The organism is Petrocella atlantisensis (assembly GCF_900538275.1).
Classification (GTDB): domain Bacteria; phylum Bacillota; class Clostridia; order Lachnospirales; family Vallitaleaceae; genus Petrocella; species Petrocella atlantisensis.
The window spans coordinates 3,147,957-3,162,342 of the sequence record NZ_LR130778.1; the positions used below are offsets into that span (position 1 = coordinate 3,147,957).

Consider the following 14,386-nt stretch of genomic DNA (forward strand, 5'->3'; position numbering starts at 1 on the left):
AAAGAAATTTTCGGTATCTAATAGTAGAACATGCAAATAAACAACAGTAAAACTATAGGAGAACATCATGAAGCATAATTCAAATATAGCGCCATCTGTATTAAACGCATTAAAAATTATAGTTAAATCCATGGTAAACAGAGAAGATGTTTCCAGTACAGAGTTCTTACGCACTGCATTTGAAGCAACTTTTCAGTTAATCCCGGAAGCGGAAAAGGGATCATTGTACCTACTTGAAGAAGACACTTATTTTCCTATGTGCTCAAAAGGGTATGACATAGAGCTTTTGAAGAAGTTATCTTTTACAAAAGACAGTATATTTATTGGATTTGAAGAAGCAGATGCAGATAAGATTATTGCCTATGAGACGTTTATTGAGCAACGTGAGGTTAACAAGTTCACAGAAGAAACAATTGAGACATTTAAAGCACTTGGAACGTATTCAAATTTTGTTACACTTTATGCTCCAATTGTTTATAAATCTCAACCTATCGGTTTAATTAGCTTAGAAAAGTTTACAGAACATGCATTCCCAGAGCATTCAAAAGAGATTATGAAGATATACGCTCAAATGATTTCAAACTATTATTCTATCTCAAAACAGAAAGAATTTGAACAACAGTTGTTTAACGAAACTGTTGAGGCTCTTGTCTCAGCTATAGAAATCAAAGATACTTATACAGAAGGCCATGGTAAACGGGTTAGGGATTTGACGGCAACAATATGTAAATCGTTAAGCTTACCAATGGAAGATCAAAAGAAGATCTGTCTGGCAGCCTTATTACATGATATTGGAAAAATAGGTATTCCTACTGAAATCCTTAATAAACCGGATCGTCTAACAGGTGAAGAGTATGAGATTGTAAAAGCCCATCCGGAAAAAGCCACTCATGTCTTAAGTAAGATAGGTAGTTTTACGGAAATATTAGATATTGTCAAGCATCATCATGAATATCATAATGGACAAGGCTATCCTAGTGGCTTGAGCGGTTCTAATATCCCATTAGGCTCTCGTATTATCCTAATTGCAGATGCTTATGATGCGATGACTTCCAAAAGAGCTTATAGAGAATCCATGTCAATAGGCGAAGCAAAAGCTGAGTTAAGTCGTAATGCAGGAAGTCAGTTTAATCCGGAATTGGTAAATCAGGTACTTAGAGTTTTAGCATAATGAATTTTACAAATGATAATGAGATTCATAAATATTATACTACATGCAAAACTGGTTATGGTATAATAGTATTATGAATCTTAATAAAACCTTTATTATTCTAGAAGGAGTGATATCATGCCCTATTGTCCTAAATGTAAACGTGACTATGAAGAAGGCAAGACAACATGTACTTACTGTGAAGTGGCACTCGTGGAAGAGGAAATAGATGAAGTCGTAAATGACCAATTAGAGGAGATTAAAAAACTCTGTAGTGTCTATACCTTACAGGAGGCAGACATCATCATTGCTTTAATGAATAGCTATGAGATACCGGCCATAAAGAAAAGTGAACAGATTGGTGATTACTTAACAGTGGCTATGGGAAGTAGTATGTACGGTTACGATATATACGTACCGGTAAGGTTGTTTGACCAAGCGGAGCTGTTATTGAACGCTCAAAATATAGAAGAGGAAGACGAAAGGTCTTCAATGACATAGCGTTCATAGTTTATTTAAGTTAGAAACCAGTCATACACGAGAAAAGGAGAATATATTATGAAAGATCTAGGAAAAAAAATAAAAAAAGATGCAGGGAATCTCAAAGATAAAATTAAAGGCAACGTTAAAGAAAAAGTAGGTAAGGCTACAGGGAATCAAGAAATGGAATTTGAAGGCAAATTGAAGAATAAAGTCACAAAAGCAAAAGAGGATGCTGCGGATTTGAAAGAGGATATTCTTGAAAAAGTTAATGACAAAATGGATAAAAAAGACAGTAAGAAGAAATAGAAGTTAAAGAATTGAATAATCAAAGATGCATTTCAAAAAAAGACTGATTACCATTACAGTCTTTTTTTGTTCTCAAGGAAAGACAATGCTGTGTTAATGCGTTGAAGCATCGCATTAACTACCAAGGAACTTTCCTTTCGAACCGTCCAGAAATATGAGCAGAGCTCATAACGAAGCGAAGCTTCTTTTCTTGTTTATTAGGAAAGTCCTACTTTCCTAATAAACAAGGAGTATATTTTTTAGGGCATAAAAAATAAACCTTGGATATATTCAAGAATAAATCATTTATTATATTCGTACTTTATACCACGAACACCGATATATAATTTAGGTGTCATAGTACCATCACAAACTTGGCAATCAGGTTGTGGTGGAGTTGATGGATCTAGACCATCAAAAATATTGTCTTGCTCTAATTCTTCTACAATGAAACGCGGAACCCACAAAGAGTAGTTACATTTAGTACAGATAAATTCAACGAGATCATCATTTTTAGTAAAGCCTTCTAAAATATTCATTATTAATTAACCTCCATAATTATGCTAAGCACTATTATAAAGCTGAGGAGGCGGTTTATCAAGAAGGTGGGTTTTAGAAGTAGCAAAAATATTTAGAAGTTTCATTGTATTACCACATTGGCACCTGAGTGGATCGATACCAAAATGAAGGAGTAGACGTGCACGCCAATGAGAATTTTGTTTGAAAAATTTACGTTTAGATGCAGTCATAAGTAAAAATAGCTTAGAAGAATGTTTATATTTTTTGGCATATAACCCGTAATAACGAATCATTTTAAACTGCTCATCAGGAATATGAACTATTAGACGTTTAAAAAAATCAAAGACATGTATCTTTTCAATTACTTTTTCATTATCTTCATGACGATTATAAAAAAAAGTTACGAATTCACCATCATAATCAAGAATTCTGGACTGAGCCATAGCTGGTCTGCCAGTATACCTAATAATATATTTAATTGAATCAACAAAATTAGAAAGCATGTTAGATTTAGCATAGACATAAAAGCCAGAAGGATAAGTTTTGAATAAGGAAGTCTTAAGTTTATAAAAAGAATCTCCTAGATAACGATGTAGTAAGTCAAGTAAAGTAGTTTGCCAACGTTTACGAAGCATAGTGAAAGGGATGTGAGGTATTTTACGCCAAACAGTTTTATTACCAGAAGCACCCTCAGTAATAAGCATATGAATATGAGGATTCCATTTAAGGTCACGGCCAAAAGTATGAAGTGTAGAGATAAAACCAGGCTTGAAAGATTCAGATTTATTAATGGAGTAAAACCAAGCATGAATAGTTGCAGCAGAAGCATGAAAAAGAAGATGAAGTAAGGAACGATCCTTGCGAAAAAAAGGGCGAAGTTCTTTAGGGATGGTAAAAACAATATGACGATGTTCACACTGAATAAGTTTGGAAGATATAGAAGCAGCTCTGTCTTGAATGTATTTGGCACCACAAGAATTACAAAAACGACTTTTACAAGTAAATGGAACATGCTTTATTTTGCCGCAATGGTCACAAAAATAAAGAGCATGACCCATGGAAGGATCACCACAATTAATGATTTTACTGACATTATGTAAAATAGCGGGACGTAGAGGATAACCTAGAGCAACAAAATCATCCCAACGGTCTGAAAAAATATCTTTTATCTTAAAAGATTTACTGTTCATAACATCACCAATAATGTTATAACAAAAAATCATCAATAAAACAATATAAAATGAAGAAGAATGTTAAAAAAGCCAACTCACGTAAAGAGCCAGCTTTTTAACGCGTTCGTTAGAACGCTTTTCTTGCATTAATAACAATAGGATGTTGTAAAAAATGAAAATAAGGCATACAATAAAAATCAGAGTTATTAAAAGCAAAATAGGATGCATTCAAGGAGTCAGACATGAATAAAAAAGTATATATCATCTATACCGGTGGTACGATTGGAATGATTAGAACACAGAAGGGTTATGCCCCTCAAAAAGGTTATATGCAAAAAGAACTGGATAATATATCAGAGCTAAAAGCAGATATCATGCCGGATTATACCATAAAAGAGTATGAACCCTTGTTGGACTCCTCGAACATGACCCAACAGGAATGGATTAAGATTGCTAAGGATATAGAATCGAACTATGACAACTATGATGGGTTTGTGATCTTACATGGGACGGACACCATGGCTTATACAGCATCGGCTCTTTCTTTTATGCTCGAAAACCTAGGTAAGCCGGTCATACTTACCGGTTCACAGATTCCCTTATGTGAGATTAGAAACGATGCCAGAGAAAACATTATAGCAGCGGTACAAATTGCAGCAGAGTGCGATGTTCCGGAGGTCTGTCTCTATTTTGGAGGTAAGCTTTTAAGAGGTTGCAGAGCGGTAAAGACCAGTTCGGATGCCCTTGATGCTTTTGAATCTCCTAATTATCCACCGCTTGCTATAGCAGGTGTGCGTATTGAAGTGAATGAATCTCTAATTAACAAAAAAAGTGGTGGGCAGATGGTAGCCTTTGAATATGGGAACTATCCAATTACCGATATGAAGATTTTTCCGAGTATATCAACAGAAGTCATGGAAAATATATTGAAGCCACCCCTTCGAGGCATCATTATTGAAGCTCTTGGAGCCGGAAATATTCCAAGTAGGGACGCGCGACTCGGCGTGGTATTGAAAGAAGCGGCAGATAGAGGGGTCATCATTGTGGTTTGTACACAGTGCTTAAAAGGCTTTGCCCATATTGGTGAGTATGAAACAAGCGCATTTTTAGTAGAAGCCGGTGCTGTCAGCGGGTATGATATGACACCGGAAGCTGCGGCGACTAAGCTCTATTACTTAATGAGTAAAGGTTATGATCAAGAAAAGATTAAAAAGTTGATGACCGAAAACTTAAGAGGCGAATTGTCAAAAATATAATAAAAGCAATAAAAATATTTGGATCACAAGAAAAAGCAAGGCTTCAATAAAAAGCCTTGCTTTAAAATGTCGATCTTTAGTAATTACCAAGAAAGTAGATGCATACCTTATTCGGAGTTATCATGACGGGCAAGTTCTTTGATTTCAAAGGCAATTTCTTCGGCGGTTTTCTTAATCCATGATGGCGAAGGTTCTTCCGGTTGGATTGGAGGGAGCTTTTTGTTCATAAAGCTTTTTGGAAAAACTTTGCTTTGCTTTTTCATCATAACAGCAAGATAACCACCTTGAAAGCGTGTCGGTTCATAAACAATAACGAAAGCTGTTGGCTCATAATGATCGATGATGCCCATAAGCTCTATTTCACGTGTTCGTTTTGTTAGAATATCCATACGATATCTGGTACTGTCCTTGCCTTCACCTTGAAAAACGGTAACACCAAAGCCTTGAAGTCTTAGATGGGCAATCAGTTCATCATTTTTATGACTGATGTTTACGACAACGGTGTTGTAGCCTATAGCAATTTTTTTCTCGATATGTATACCTACTACAAGCCCTAATCCAAAACCAAGTGCATAAACGAGCATTTGAAGTATGCTTTGTTCGCCTGAGATGACGATAGCAAGACCAAATACGTAGATTAGACTTTCAAGAAAGCCGAAAAGGGCGGTTAATAGGGTGAGCTTTTTCACCATACTGATGGTTCTAAGTGCTAACATTGGAACATAGCACAATTGAAGTATTAGAATTAGGATGATTTCTTTCATATGGCCTCCTAAGATGCAGGGATGATTGTGTGTCTATAGAATTCAGGTAATAGGTGAGACACTTGCCATTTTACACCATTCAATATGGAATTGCCAGTGGTGTGGCAAGTTTCTTCAAATGCGGGTTATTATGATAGGTATATTGACCTAGTTTAATGTAAAATCAATGTTATCATAGGTTAAAGGTACTAGAAAAAAGTTGATTCTGATACCCGATGGTGGTAGAATAGAATGATTATTACTTATCGTCTTAAAGAATCATAAGGATGTATCCTATGAGGGGATTGCAATGAATAAGGGATTTTTTGCAACCAAGCTTAGAATAGACTGAACAGACTTAGGAGCAACCAGATGAAAACCTTTATTAAAAATTTCTATAGCATTGGTATTATAATTGCTGTTGTCATCGGTCTAACCATGTGGATCCAGTATAATTATTATAAAGCATCCATAGAGGCAGAAGTGGAAAATACAATAGACAGCAGATTAGACTATATGGCCAGTGAGATTAATGGACATATACAGAGGAATCAGAGAGCATTGGAAGCAGCAGAGAGCTTTATTCTCTTAGAAGAGGATGAAGATAAAATATTGAGTTTCATGCAAGCTTTGATGAGCGCTAACCCAACATTACAATCCATCTACTATGGCACACCGGATAATCAGATGATTAATGGCAGTGGTTTTATACCTCCGTCTTCTTTTGATCTACGAACAAGGCCTTGGTATATTGCGGCCTTAAATGAGAATAAACATATTATTACCCGACCCTATTTAAATGCTACAAAAGATAATTGGATTGTAACCCTTGCAAAACCGGTTTACGATCAACAAAACCGTTTTATTGGTGTGGTAGCAGGCGATAGCCTACTTGAAAGCACCCTTGATTTACTTGAAGAACAAAAGATGTCAGATGAAGGGTATGTCTTTTTATTAGACCGAGATAAAAATGTATTGTTGCATCCGGAATATGAGAATAGGACAGGCTTGGTCTTGTCTTTAGGTGATTTGTCAGTGGAACTCTCAACAGAATTATTAAAAAATAAGAACGGTACAATATTGACTTCATTGGGCGGTATCAATGGGTATGTGGGATGGCGTACCTTTGAAGACTCGGGTTGGGTTATAGGAAGCTTTGCGCCTATGAGTGACTTTGTGAATCAACGTCTTCAAAACATGACGATCCTCTTAATATCAATCTTATCCACCTTTCTCATTCTTTTTATTGTCTTTATATTGCAAAAGAAATATGTGATTAACCCCATTAAAGCGTTGGATGTAGACATTCAAAAAATATCAGCGGATAAGAACATCACATACCGTTTACCGGTTAGATCAAATGATCCTTTTTTGGATCTTCGTATTACAACGAATAAGGTTCTTGAGAAAACTGAAGATTATTTTAAAGAGATGACAATAAACCAGAAATCTCTAAAAAGTGCCAATAAAGATCTTTATAATGCAATTAAACAATTAACAGCGGTTGAAGAAGAACTAAGGAGTCAGAATGAGGAGCTTATAGAGAATAAGCAAGCGTTAGAATTAAGCGAAAAAAAGAACAGAGCGATTATCGAAGTTCTACCGGATATAATATTTATATTTAGCGAAGAAGGTATTTTCTTAGACTGTTTAGTGAATCATGATGACCTATTGTATGTTAAAAAAGAACACTTTATTAATAAAGCCCTCAGTGAAGTTATGCCTGAGAAAATAGCAGCCATAGGTATGCGCGCTATTGATCAAGCCATAACGACAGGAGAACTTCAAACATTCGAATACGAGCTTGAGGTAGAAGGTAAGCTAGGTTACTATGAAATGCGTATGATTAAGTTTATGGATCAAGGTGTTTTATCTATTGTAAGAGATATTACTGAACAAAAGCTGAACCAAATACGTATTGAAAAGCTCAGTTATTATGACCAACTAACAGGTATCTATAATCGTCGTTTTTATGAAGAAGAACAGAGACGTTTGGATGTACCGCGTAATCTACCTCTATCAGTTATGATGTTGGATGTAAACGGACTTAAGTTAACCAATGATGCCTTTGGACATATGGCAGGTGATCAGTTGCTGTTGAATGTCACTAAGGTCATTAAAGAACACTGCCGTTTAGATGATATCATAGCCAGAATCGGAGGGGATGAATTTATAGTCCTCTTACCAAAAACGGATATAACAGAGGCGATTAGGATTGCAAATCGTATCCGTAAAGGTGCTCTTGATGAAAAGATGGATAATGTCGTTATATCTGTATCCATAGGATGTGCTACAAAAACTGGTGTAGATCAGTCTATATCGGATATTTTTATAAAAGCAGAGGATCAGATGTACAGGGAAAAACTTACAGAGAGTCAAAGTATGCGAAACAAGACCATACAAGTCATTATTAAAACGTTAAATGAAAAAAGTACCAGAGAAAAAGTACACTCTGATCAAGTTGCTAAGTTATGTCAAAAAATGGGCAAGGCCATGGATATGGATGCTCAGACATTAAATGAATTGGTCACAGCCGGTCATTTACATGATATAGGAAAGATTGCCATAAGAGATGAAATACTGAACAAATCAGGTGTGTTGACAGAACAAGAATATGAAGAAGTTAAAAAGCATTCTGAAAGTGGCTACCTAATACTGAAATCCGTGGATGCTTATTCTTCCTTGGCAGAGGACATCCTGTCTCACCATGAAAGATGGGATGGACAAGGCTATCCTAGAGGCTTAAAAGGAACCGAGATTCCACTGATAGCAAGAATTATAAGTGTAACAGATGCTTACGAAGCTATGGTATCTCAACGTCTTTATAAGGCAACTTTTAGCCACAAAGAAGCTAGAGCGGAACTGAGTAAATACGCAGGAACTCAGTTTGATCCGGTGATTGTCACAGTTTTCTTAGATAATAATATCGAACTTTAAGACATAGAGAGACAAGAATGAATAAGACCCCTAGGGGTCTTATTTTTGTGAAAATATACCAAAAATCATAAATTTACATGTTACGTATTGATTCCGATTTAGGTAGATGCTATACTAGGTTAGTGAACACTAACGAGGTGAAATATGATAAAGAGAAAAGACAAGATTTTAATCAGTGCCATTGATCTATTATATAGTGAAGGTGTCAGCGGTGTAACAACAAAGAATCTGGCAAGACTTGAGAAAGTAACAGAACCGGCTTTATATCGACAGTACAAAAATAAGCAAGAGATACTCAACCATATTGTCGAAGCCTATGCTCAGTATGATGAAAAAATCATCAACACCATTTTGGAAAGTCGATTATCAGGCTATGAAGTCATTCGGTATTATATTAAACGATTTATTGAATTCTATGAGAACTATGTGGAACTGACGACGGTCATGTTTTCGATGGATCTTTATTATTATCATGAAACAACCAAGGCTAGAATGGAAGAAATCGTCAACAAACGCATAAGTTTTTTAGAAAACCTTATAACACTGAATAAAGATATACTTTTAAAGAACACCGGCTACAATAGTGAAGAGATGGCAAGTATGATACATGGTACTTTGTTTGCCCAGATTTATGAGTGGCGTATGACTGGTATGCATTACGCTTTGAAAGAACGTGCACTGGATTATATTATGAAATTATTAAAAAGTACCAATGAATATGAACATATAAATGAGATAGACAAATAAAGAGGAGAAATAATATGAAGATTCTTATTGCAGAGGATGATTTAACCAGCCGTTTATTTATGAAGAAATACCTATCCAAATATGGTAGCTGTGACGTGGCCATGAATGGACTTGAAGCCATAGATTTGGCCATGAACGCTATAGAGATGGAGAACCCTTATGACCTAATCTGCTTAGATATTATGATGCCAAAGGTAGATGGAATCAAAGCGTTAAAGGCCATAAGAGAAATTGAAAGTACATCTTTGCAAGATGGCACAGCACCTTCTAAGATTATTATGACCACAGCTCTTAATGATAAAGAAACCGTTGAAGAAGCCTATAAATATGGTTGTGAAGCCTATGCTTGGAAACCGATTGATGTTGAGAAGTTTGATGAAGTACTCAAAAAAATTAATTTAATCTAAAGATATTAGGGTTGTGAGGGGGTACAAGGGTGACCTATTGGAAATATAGAGAAAGTTCATTAAGATTCATTAACATTGCTTATATAGTTGTATATTTTGTTTTGGTCGGCTTATATAAGACCACGAATGGTCATCACTTTTTTTTCAATATTTAGGTGAATGTGATCATTCTAGTCCTATTGGTGGTTGTACTTGCATCTAGTTTTGTAAAAGCATGGACAGAGAAATACCAATTAAGGTTAAATTATTTGCTATGGGCCATAACGATGATTAGTACAATGATAGCTTATTATACAAGAAGTGATGTCTACATCACCAGTCATTTACTACTGCTATTGATTTCAATCTATTCCTTGTATAGCAGAAGTAGGATGAGAAATTATATCTTCATTTACTTGATTGCAGTATTACCGTTTGCATTTTTTTCCGAGATTGATTTTGAAAAAAAACTAATTTCCATTATTGCAACGGTTGTTGTTTTGACCATGGCCTACGTAAGAAGCATTTACGATGAGCATATTTACAATGCATATGCTGATACCAATCAATCCCAAAACATGTTGCTGATGAATGCGCAAGAGGCCTTTGCACTTCACCGGATGGTTCTAGATGACTTAGGTAACCCTGTAGATTATATCTACTTGGCGGTTAATGCCGCTTTCGAGAAAATCACAGGTCTTAAGGAAGCAGATATTATTGGTAAAACGGTTCTAGAGGTGCTTCCGGATACTGAAAGTTACTGGATTGACATCTATGGAGAAGTGGCACTTGAGAGAACATCAAGGAGTGTGGTCAACTATTCAAAAGCATTTGATAAATATTATGAAGTAAGGGCCTATCCTACAGAGCAGCATGAGTTTGCTGTATTGTTTATGGATGTAACAGAACGACTTCATAATGAAAATAAGCTGAAACATGCCATGAAACAGTCCGATAACGCTAATCAGTTAAAAACCCAGTTCCTAAAAGATATTAACCATCGTTTGAGAACACCTCTTAACGGTATGATGGGGATGATGCAACTCATTGATATAAATGAAGTAGGACAGAATAACAGAGAGCTTTTTGAAGCCATGGTCCTTGAGATGAAACATACCAGAAATATCATCAATCAGATATCAAAATACATTGATATACAAGGGATGGATTTTGAATATACTCACAACAATGTCTATAACTTAGTCGTAGATGAAGTGAAGAAATTTGATTTAGAAGGATTGGATATAAAAGTTGAACAGTCAGAGGATAAAGATTTAGAGATTTTTATTGAAAGAAAGGTACTTGTATCGGTACTCAGAGAACTGGTGGTTAATGCAAAAAATCATACTAAAAACAACAAAGTATTAATTAAGCTACAAAACCAACATAACCGAGAAAATCAGATAAGTAATATGAGAATAACCGTAACAGATTATGGTAAGGGGATTGAGAAAGACCGGCTGAAATATATCTTTAATGAATTTTATCACCATGATTTCATTCATATATATAAGGAAAGTGATAGTATTAGCATACCCATGTGTAAGCAAATGTTACTATGCTGTGGTGGAGATTTGATTGTAGAGAGTGTTATGAACTATGGTACATCTTTTACAATGATTCTACCGGTTTATACCATTAGATAAAAGCAGATGGAACTGATAATAAAATAACATAGAAATCAAAGATTCTTATTAGAAAAATGGAGGAAAAAAAATGAGATTAATGATAGTAGATGATGCGTCGTTTATGCGGGTAGCCATTCGAAGGATGATTGAAAAAAAAGACTATGAGGTTGTGTGTGAGGCAGAGGATGGTCAACAGGCTGTAGAAAAATTCCAAAAGTACAGACCGGATATTATTACCATGGATATTACCATGCCTAACTTATCCGGTATTGAGGCCCTAAAAGAGATCAAGAAGCTCAGCTCTACAGTTAAAGTAATCATGGTCTCAGCGATGGGTCAGGAAGCACTTATTAGAGAAGCAGTCATGCATGGTGCCAATTCATTTATTGTTAAGCCATTTAAAGAAGATAAGCTTATTGAAGTATTGGAGAGCTTAAAATCATAAACAGGGGGAAGAACAGTTGAACAATTCATATATTGATGAACCGATGCTGGAAGCTTATGTCTATGAGACTTCACAGATTATAGAAACCCTAGAACAACTGATGATTCAAAGTGAAAAAATAGGGACTTTTTCTATGGATGCGATTAATGAGATTTTTCGCTTTATGCATACCATTAAAGGGTCATCAGCTATGATGATGTTTAATGAAATCAGTACTTTGGCCCATAAGATTGAAGATATATTTTACGTTATACGTGAAAATCAGGCTATAAGATACGATTTCTCCACACTGGTCGACTGCATTCTCGAGAGTATAGACTATTATAAAATTGAACTGATCAAAATCAGAAATGGAGAAACACCGGACGGCGACACCGCCAGTTTGACAGAAAAAGTCAATGATTACCTTGAGGTGCTTAAAGATGAAAACGGACTTGAGAAGATAAAGAAAGAAGTCGGGACAAAAACAGAAGCTGATCAAAAATATTACATTAGACCCAGTAATAAAGAAGATCAAGCAAAGTATTATAAAGCAAAGATTAGGTTCAAAAAAGACTGTGAGATGGAGAATATCAGAGCCTATACAGTTATACATAATATTGTGGATTTGGTTGAGGAAGTGCTTTATAAACCGAGTGATATCATCGATAATGACCAGACTATTGAAGATATAAGAACCAATGGGTTTTTAATGGCCATAAGGTCAACCTCCAGTGAGGAAGACATTAAAAAATATCTTGAAAAAACTGTCTTTTTGGAAAGTTTGGATTTTGAAAAAGCAGAACTAGAGTGGTTCAAAGAATTTGAAGTCATTTATCAAGATCAAGAGATGTCAGAAGAGATCAAGATCCCGGAGACCTCAAAAAAGTACATAGAAAGTCAGAAAATAAAAAAAGAAAAAGAAGATACCAAGCAGGAAGTCACAGCGACAACAACCCAAAGCATTATTAGTGTAAACGTAGATAAACTGGACATGCTTATGGACATGGTGGGTGAACTTGTTATTGCAGAAGCGATGGTATCTCAGAATCCTGAAGTTGTGCGATTGGAGATTGAGAGTTTTGAAAAAGCGTCAAGACAGCTTCATAAAATATCCAGTGAGCTTCAAGATATGGTTATGGCCATTCGAATGGTGGCATTGTCTACAACCTTTATGAAAATGCATCGTATCGTACGGGATATGACAAGAAAGCTGTCCAAAGATGTGGTTCTAGATGTATACGGAGAAGAAACTGAAGTGGATAAAAACATCATAGAAAAGATAGCAGATCCTTTGATGCATATTATTCGAAATGCTATTGACCATGGTATTGAAGACGCCGAGGAACGTTTAACAAAAGGTAAGTCAAAGGAAGGTAGTATCATCCTTGAGGCAAAAAACTCAGGGAGTGATGTTCTGATCATTATAAAAGATGACGGCAAAGGCTTAGACAAGCAAAAAATCTATGAGAAAGCTTATAATCTAGGCTTAATCTACCAATCCATAGAGGACATGAACGATAAAGATATTTATCGTCTGATACTACACCCAGGCTTCTCCATGAAGGAACAAGTGACAGAGTTTTCTGGTAGAGGTGTCGGCATGGATGTGGTGGCAAAAAACATTGAAAGTATCGGCGGCTCTGTCATCGTAGATAGTGTTTTTGGTAAAGGGACAACCATTATTCTTAAAATACCATTAACCTTAGCCATTATTGAGGGTATGAACATAAAAGTAGGAGAATCAAGGTTTACCATTCCTATTGTTTCTGTTAAGGAATCTTTTAGACCTGGAAATAAGGAAATCATAAAAGATCCTGATGGTAACGAGATGATTATGGTTAGAGGTTTATGTTATCCGATTGTGAAGCTCTATGAGCACTACGGTCTAAAAACAGATGTCGATGACTATGAGAAAGGTATCTTGATTATGGTTGAAGAAGACGATCGTAGCTGTTGTCTATTTGCAGATGAATTACTAGGACAACAGCAGGTTGTGGTTAAGTCATTGCCAAACTATATCAGACGCTATAAGCAGGTTAAAGGCTTGGGTGGATGTACATTACTTGGTGATGGAAGCATCAGTCTGATACTGGATGTCGGCGAATTTGAACTATCCAATGTACATGACAAATAAGGGGATGAAGGTGATAAGATGAATGAAGACATGAATGGTTTATTAGAAGACCAAGAAGAAGATACACAGAAAGGCAAATTCCTTACTTTCTCTCTTGGAGAAGAAAACTATGGGATTGACATCATGTATGTGACGGAAATCATCGGTATTCAACCCATTACGGTTGTGCCGGAATTGCCGAATTTTGTCAAAGGTATCATCAATTTAAGAGGTAAAATCATAGCGGTTATGGATGCTAGATTGAAGTTTAACAAGATGCCAAAAGACTATAATGACAGAACCTGTATCATTGTCATTGATATAGCACAATTATCCATTGGTATTATTGTTGACGCTGTCGCAGAAGTTATTAATATTGGTGATGATAATATTGTGCCACCGCCCAATCTAAATTCGGGTGGGAGAAAATATATTAAGAGTGTAGGTAAAAGTGATGACAAAGTCATATTGATACTGGATTGTGAAAAACTATTGGATGAGCAAGAAATAGACGAGCTAAAAAGCTCGAATGACTAGGAG

General features: G+C 35.8%; 14 protein-coding genes. 11 read left to right on the forward strand and 3 right to left on the reverse strand.

Features of this window, described 5'->3' with window-relative positions; genetic code table 11:
• Positions 1-67: 67 nt before the first annotated feature.
• From PATL70BA_RS14440 to PATL70BA_RS14450, 3 genes are all read left to right on the forward strand, one after another.
• Positions 68-1,171: an HD-GYP domain-containing protein gene (locus PATL70BA_RS14440; RefSeq protein WP_125138037.1), complete on the forward strand. Its 1,104-nt coding sequence runs from the start codon at positions 68-70 to the stop codon at positions 1,169-1,171.
• Between the two features lie 117 nt (positions 1,172-1,288).
• Positions 1,289-1,651 carry a hypothetical protein gene (locus PATL70BA_RS14445; RefSeq protein ID WP_125138038.1) on the forward strand — a complete coding sequence of 121 codons (363 nt, stop codon included), beginning with the start codon at positions 1,289-1,291 and terminating at the stop codon, positions 1,649-1,651.
• Positions 1,652-1,708: 57 nt separating this feature from the next.
• The gene (locus PATL70BA_RS14450; RefSeq protein WP_125138039.1) at positions 1,709-1,939 is read left to right on the forward strand and encodes a CsbD family protein; all 231 of its coding nucleotides are present in this window, start codon (positions 1,709-1,711) and stop codon (positions 1,937-1,939) included.
• A 281-nt stretch (positions 1,940-2,220) separates the two neighbouring features.
• Here PATL70BA_RS14450 and PATL70BA_RS14455 read toward each other — a convergent pair whose 3' ends face one another.
• Complete coding sequence (locus PATL70BA_RS14455; RefSeq protein WP_125137277.1) at positions 2,221-2,457, reverse strand: hypothetical protein; 237 nt, start codon at positions 2,455-2,457, stop codon at positions 2,221-2,223.
• Positions 2,458-2,481: 24 nt separating this feature from the next.
• Positions 2,482-3,627, reverse strand: a complete 1,146-nt coding sequence (locus PATL70BA_RS14460) for an IS91 family transposase (RefSeq protein ID WP_172596267.1) — start codon at positions 3,625-3,627, stop codon at positions 2,482-2,484.
• A gap of 224 nt (positions 3,628-3,851) precedes the next feature.
• Here PATL70BA_RS14460 and ansA point away from each other — a divergent pair, with 224 nt between their 5' ends.
• On the forward strand, positions 3,852-4,865 hold the full coding sequence (gene ansA / locus PATL70BA_RS14465) for an asparaginase (protein ID WP_125138041.1): 1,014 nt from the start codon (positions 3,852-3,854) through the stop codon (positions 4,863-4,865).
• Positions 4,866-4,972: 107 nt separating this feature from the next.
• Here ansA and PATL70BA_RS14470 read toward each other — a convergent pair whose 3' ends face one another.
• Positions 4,973-5,629 carry a DUF2179 domain-containing protein gene (locus PATL70BA_RS14470; protein WP_125138042.1) on the reverse strand — a complete coding sequence of 219 codons (657 nt, stop codon included), beginning with the start codon at positions 5,627-5,629 and terminating at the stop codon, positions 4,973-4,975.
• 351 nt (positions 5,630-5,980) lie between these two features.
• Here PATL70BA_RS14470 and PATL70BA_RS14475 point away from each other — a divergent pair, with 351 nt between their 5' ends.
• The 7 genes from PATL70BA_RS14475 (at position 5,981) to PATL70BA_RS14505 (ending at position 14,383) form a co-directional block, all read left to right on the forward strand.
• Positions 5,981-8,545 (forward strand): HD domain-containing phosphohydrolase, encoded by a 2,565-nt coding sequence (locus PATL70BA_RS14475; protein WP_125138043.1) that lies wholly within the window; start codon positions 5,981-5,983, stop codon positions 8,543-8,545.
• A gap of 144 nt (positions 8,546-8,689) precedes the next feature.
• Positions 8,690-9,292 carry a TetR/AcrR family transcriptional regulator gene (locus PATL70BA_RS14480; protein WP_125138044.1) on the forward strand — a complete coding sequence of 201 codons (603 nt, stop codon included), beginning with the start codon at positions 8,690-8,692 and terminating at the stop codon, positions 9,290-9,292.
• A gap of 14 nt (positions 9,293-9,306) precedes the next feature.
• Positions 9,307-9,699, forward strand: a complete 393-nt coding sequence (locus PATL70BA_RS14485) for a response regulator (protein ID WP_125138045.1) — start codon at positions 9,307-9,309, stop codon at positions 9,697-9,699.
• Between the two features lie 155 nt (positions 9,700-9,854).
• Positions 9,855-11,324, forward strand: a complete 1,470-nt coding sequence (locus PATL70BA_RS14490; protein ID WP_172596268.1) for a sensor histidine kinase — start codon at positions 9,855-9,857, stop codon at positions 11,322-11,324.
• Positions 11,325-11,394: 70 nt separating this feature from the next.
• Positions 11,395-11,751, forward strand: coding sequence for a response regulator (locus PATL70BA_RS14495; RefSeq protein ID WP_125138047.1), 357 nt, complete (start codon positions 11,395-11,397; stop codon positions 11,749-11,751).
• Between the two features lie 16 nt (positions 11,752-11,767).
• Positions 11,768-13,867 carry a chemotaxis protein CheA gene (locus PATL70BA_RS14500; protein WP_125138048.1) on the forward strand — a complete coding sequence of 700 codons (2,100 nt, stop codon included), beginning with the start codon at positions 11,768-11,770 and terminating at the stop codon, positions 13,865-13,867.
• A gap of 18 nt (positions 13,868-13,885) precedes the next feature.
• The gene (locus PATL70BA_RS14505) at positions 13,886-14,383 is read left to right on the forward strand and encodes a chemotaxis protein CheW (protein WP_172596269.1); all 498 of its coding nucleotides are present in this window, start codon (positions 13,886-13,888) and stop codon (positions 14,381-14,383) included.
• Positions 14,384-14,386 lie beyond the last annotated feature (3 nt).

Coding starts and splice junctions, on each gene's coding strand:
- PATL70BA_RS14440 (WP_125138037.1), top strand. CDS start 68: ATGAAGCATAATTCAAATATAGCGCCATCTGTATTAAACGCATTAAAA.
- PATL70BA_RS14445 (WP_125138038.1), top strand. CDS start 1,289: ATGCCCTATTGTCCTAAATGTAAACGTGACTATGAAGAAGGCAAGACA.
- PATL70BA_RS14450 (WP_125138039.1), top strand. CDS start 1,709: ATGAAAGATCTAGGAAAAAAAATAAAAAAAGATGCAGGGAATCTCAAA.
- PATL70BA_RS14455 (WP_125137277.1), bottom strand. CDS start 2,457: ATGAATATTTTAGAAGGCTTTACTAAAAATGATGATCTCGTTGAATTT.
- PATL70BA_RS14460 (WP_172596267.1), bottom strand. CDS start 3,627: ATGAACAGTAAATCTTTTAAGATAAAAGATATTTTTTCAGACCGTTGG.
- ansA (WP_125138041.1), top strand. CDS start 3,852: ATGAATAAAAAAGTATATATCATCTATACCGGTGGTACGATTGGAATG.
- PATL70BA_RS14470 (WP_125138042.1), bottom strand. CDS start 5,629: ATGAAAGAAATCATCCTAATTCTAATACTTCAATTGTGCTATGTTCCA.
- PATL70BA_RS14475 (WP_125138043.1), top strand. CDS start 5,981: ATGAAAACCTTTATTAAAAATTTCTATAGCATTGGTATTATAATTGCT.
- PATL70BA_RS14480 (WP_125138044.1), top strand. CDS start 8,690: ATGATAAAGAGAAAAGACAAGATTTTAATCAGTGCCATTGATCTATTA.
- PATL70BA_RS14485 (WP_125138045.1), top strand. CDS start 9,307: ATGAAGATTCTTATTGCAGAGGATGATTTAACCAGCCGTTTATTTATG.
- PATL70BA_RS14495 (WP_125138047.1), top strand. CDS start 11,395: ATGAGATTAATGATAGTAGATGATGCGTCGTTTATGCGGGTAGCCATT.
- PATL70BA_RS14505 (WP_172596269.1), top strand. CDS start 13,886: ATGAATGAAGACATGAATGGTTTATTAGAAGACCAAGAAGAAGATACA.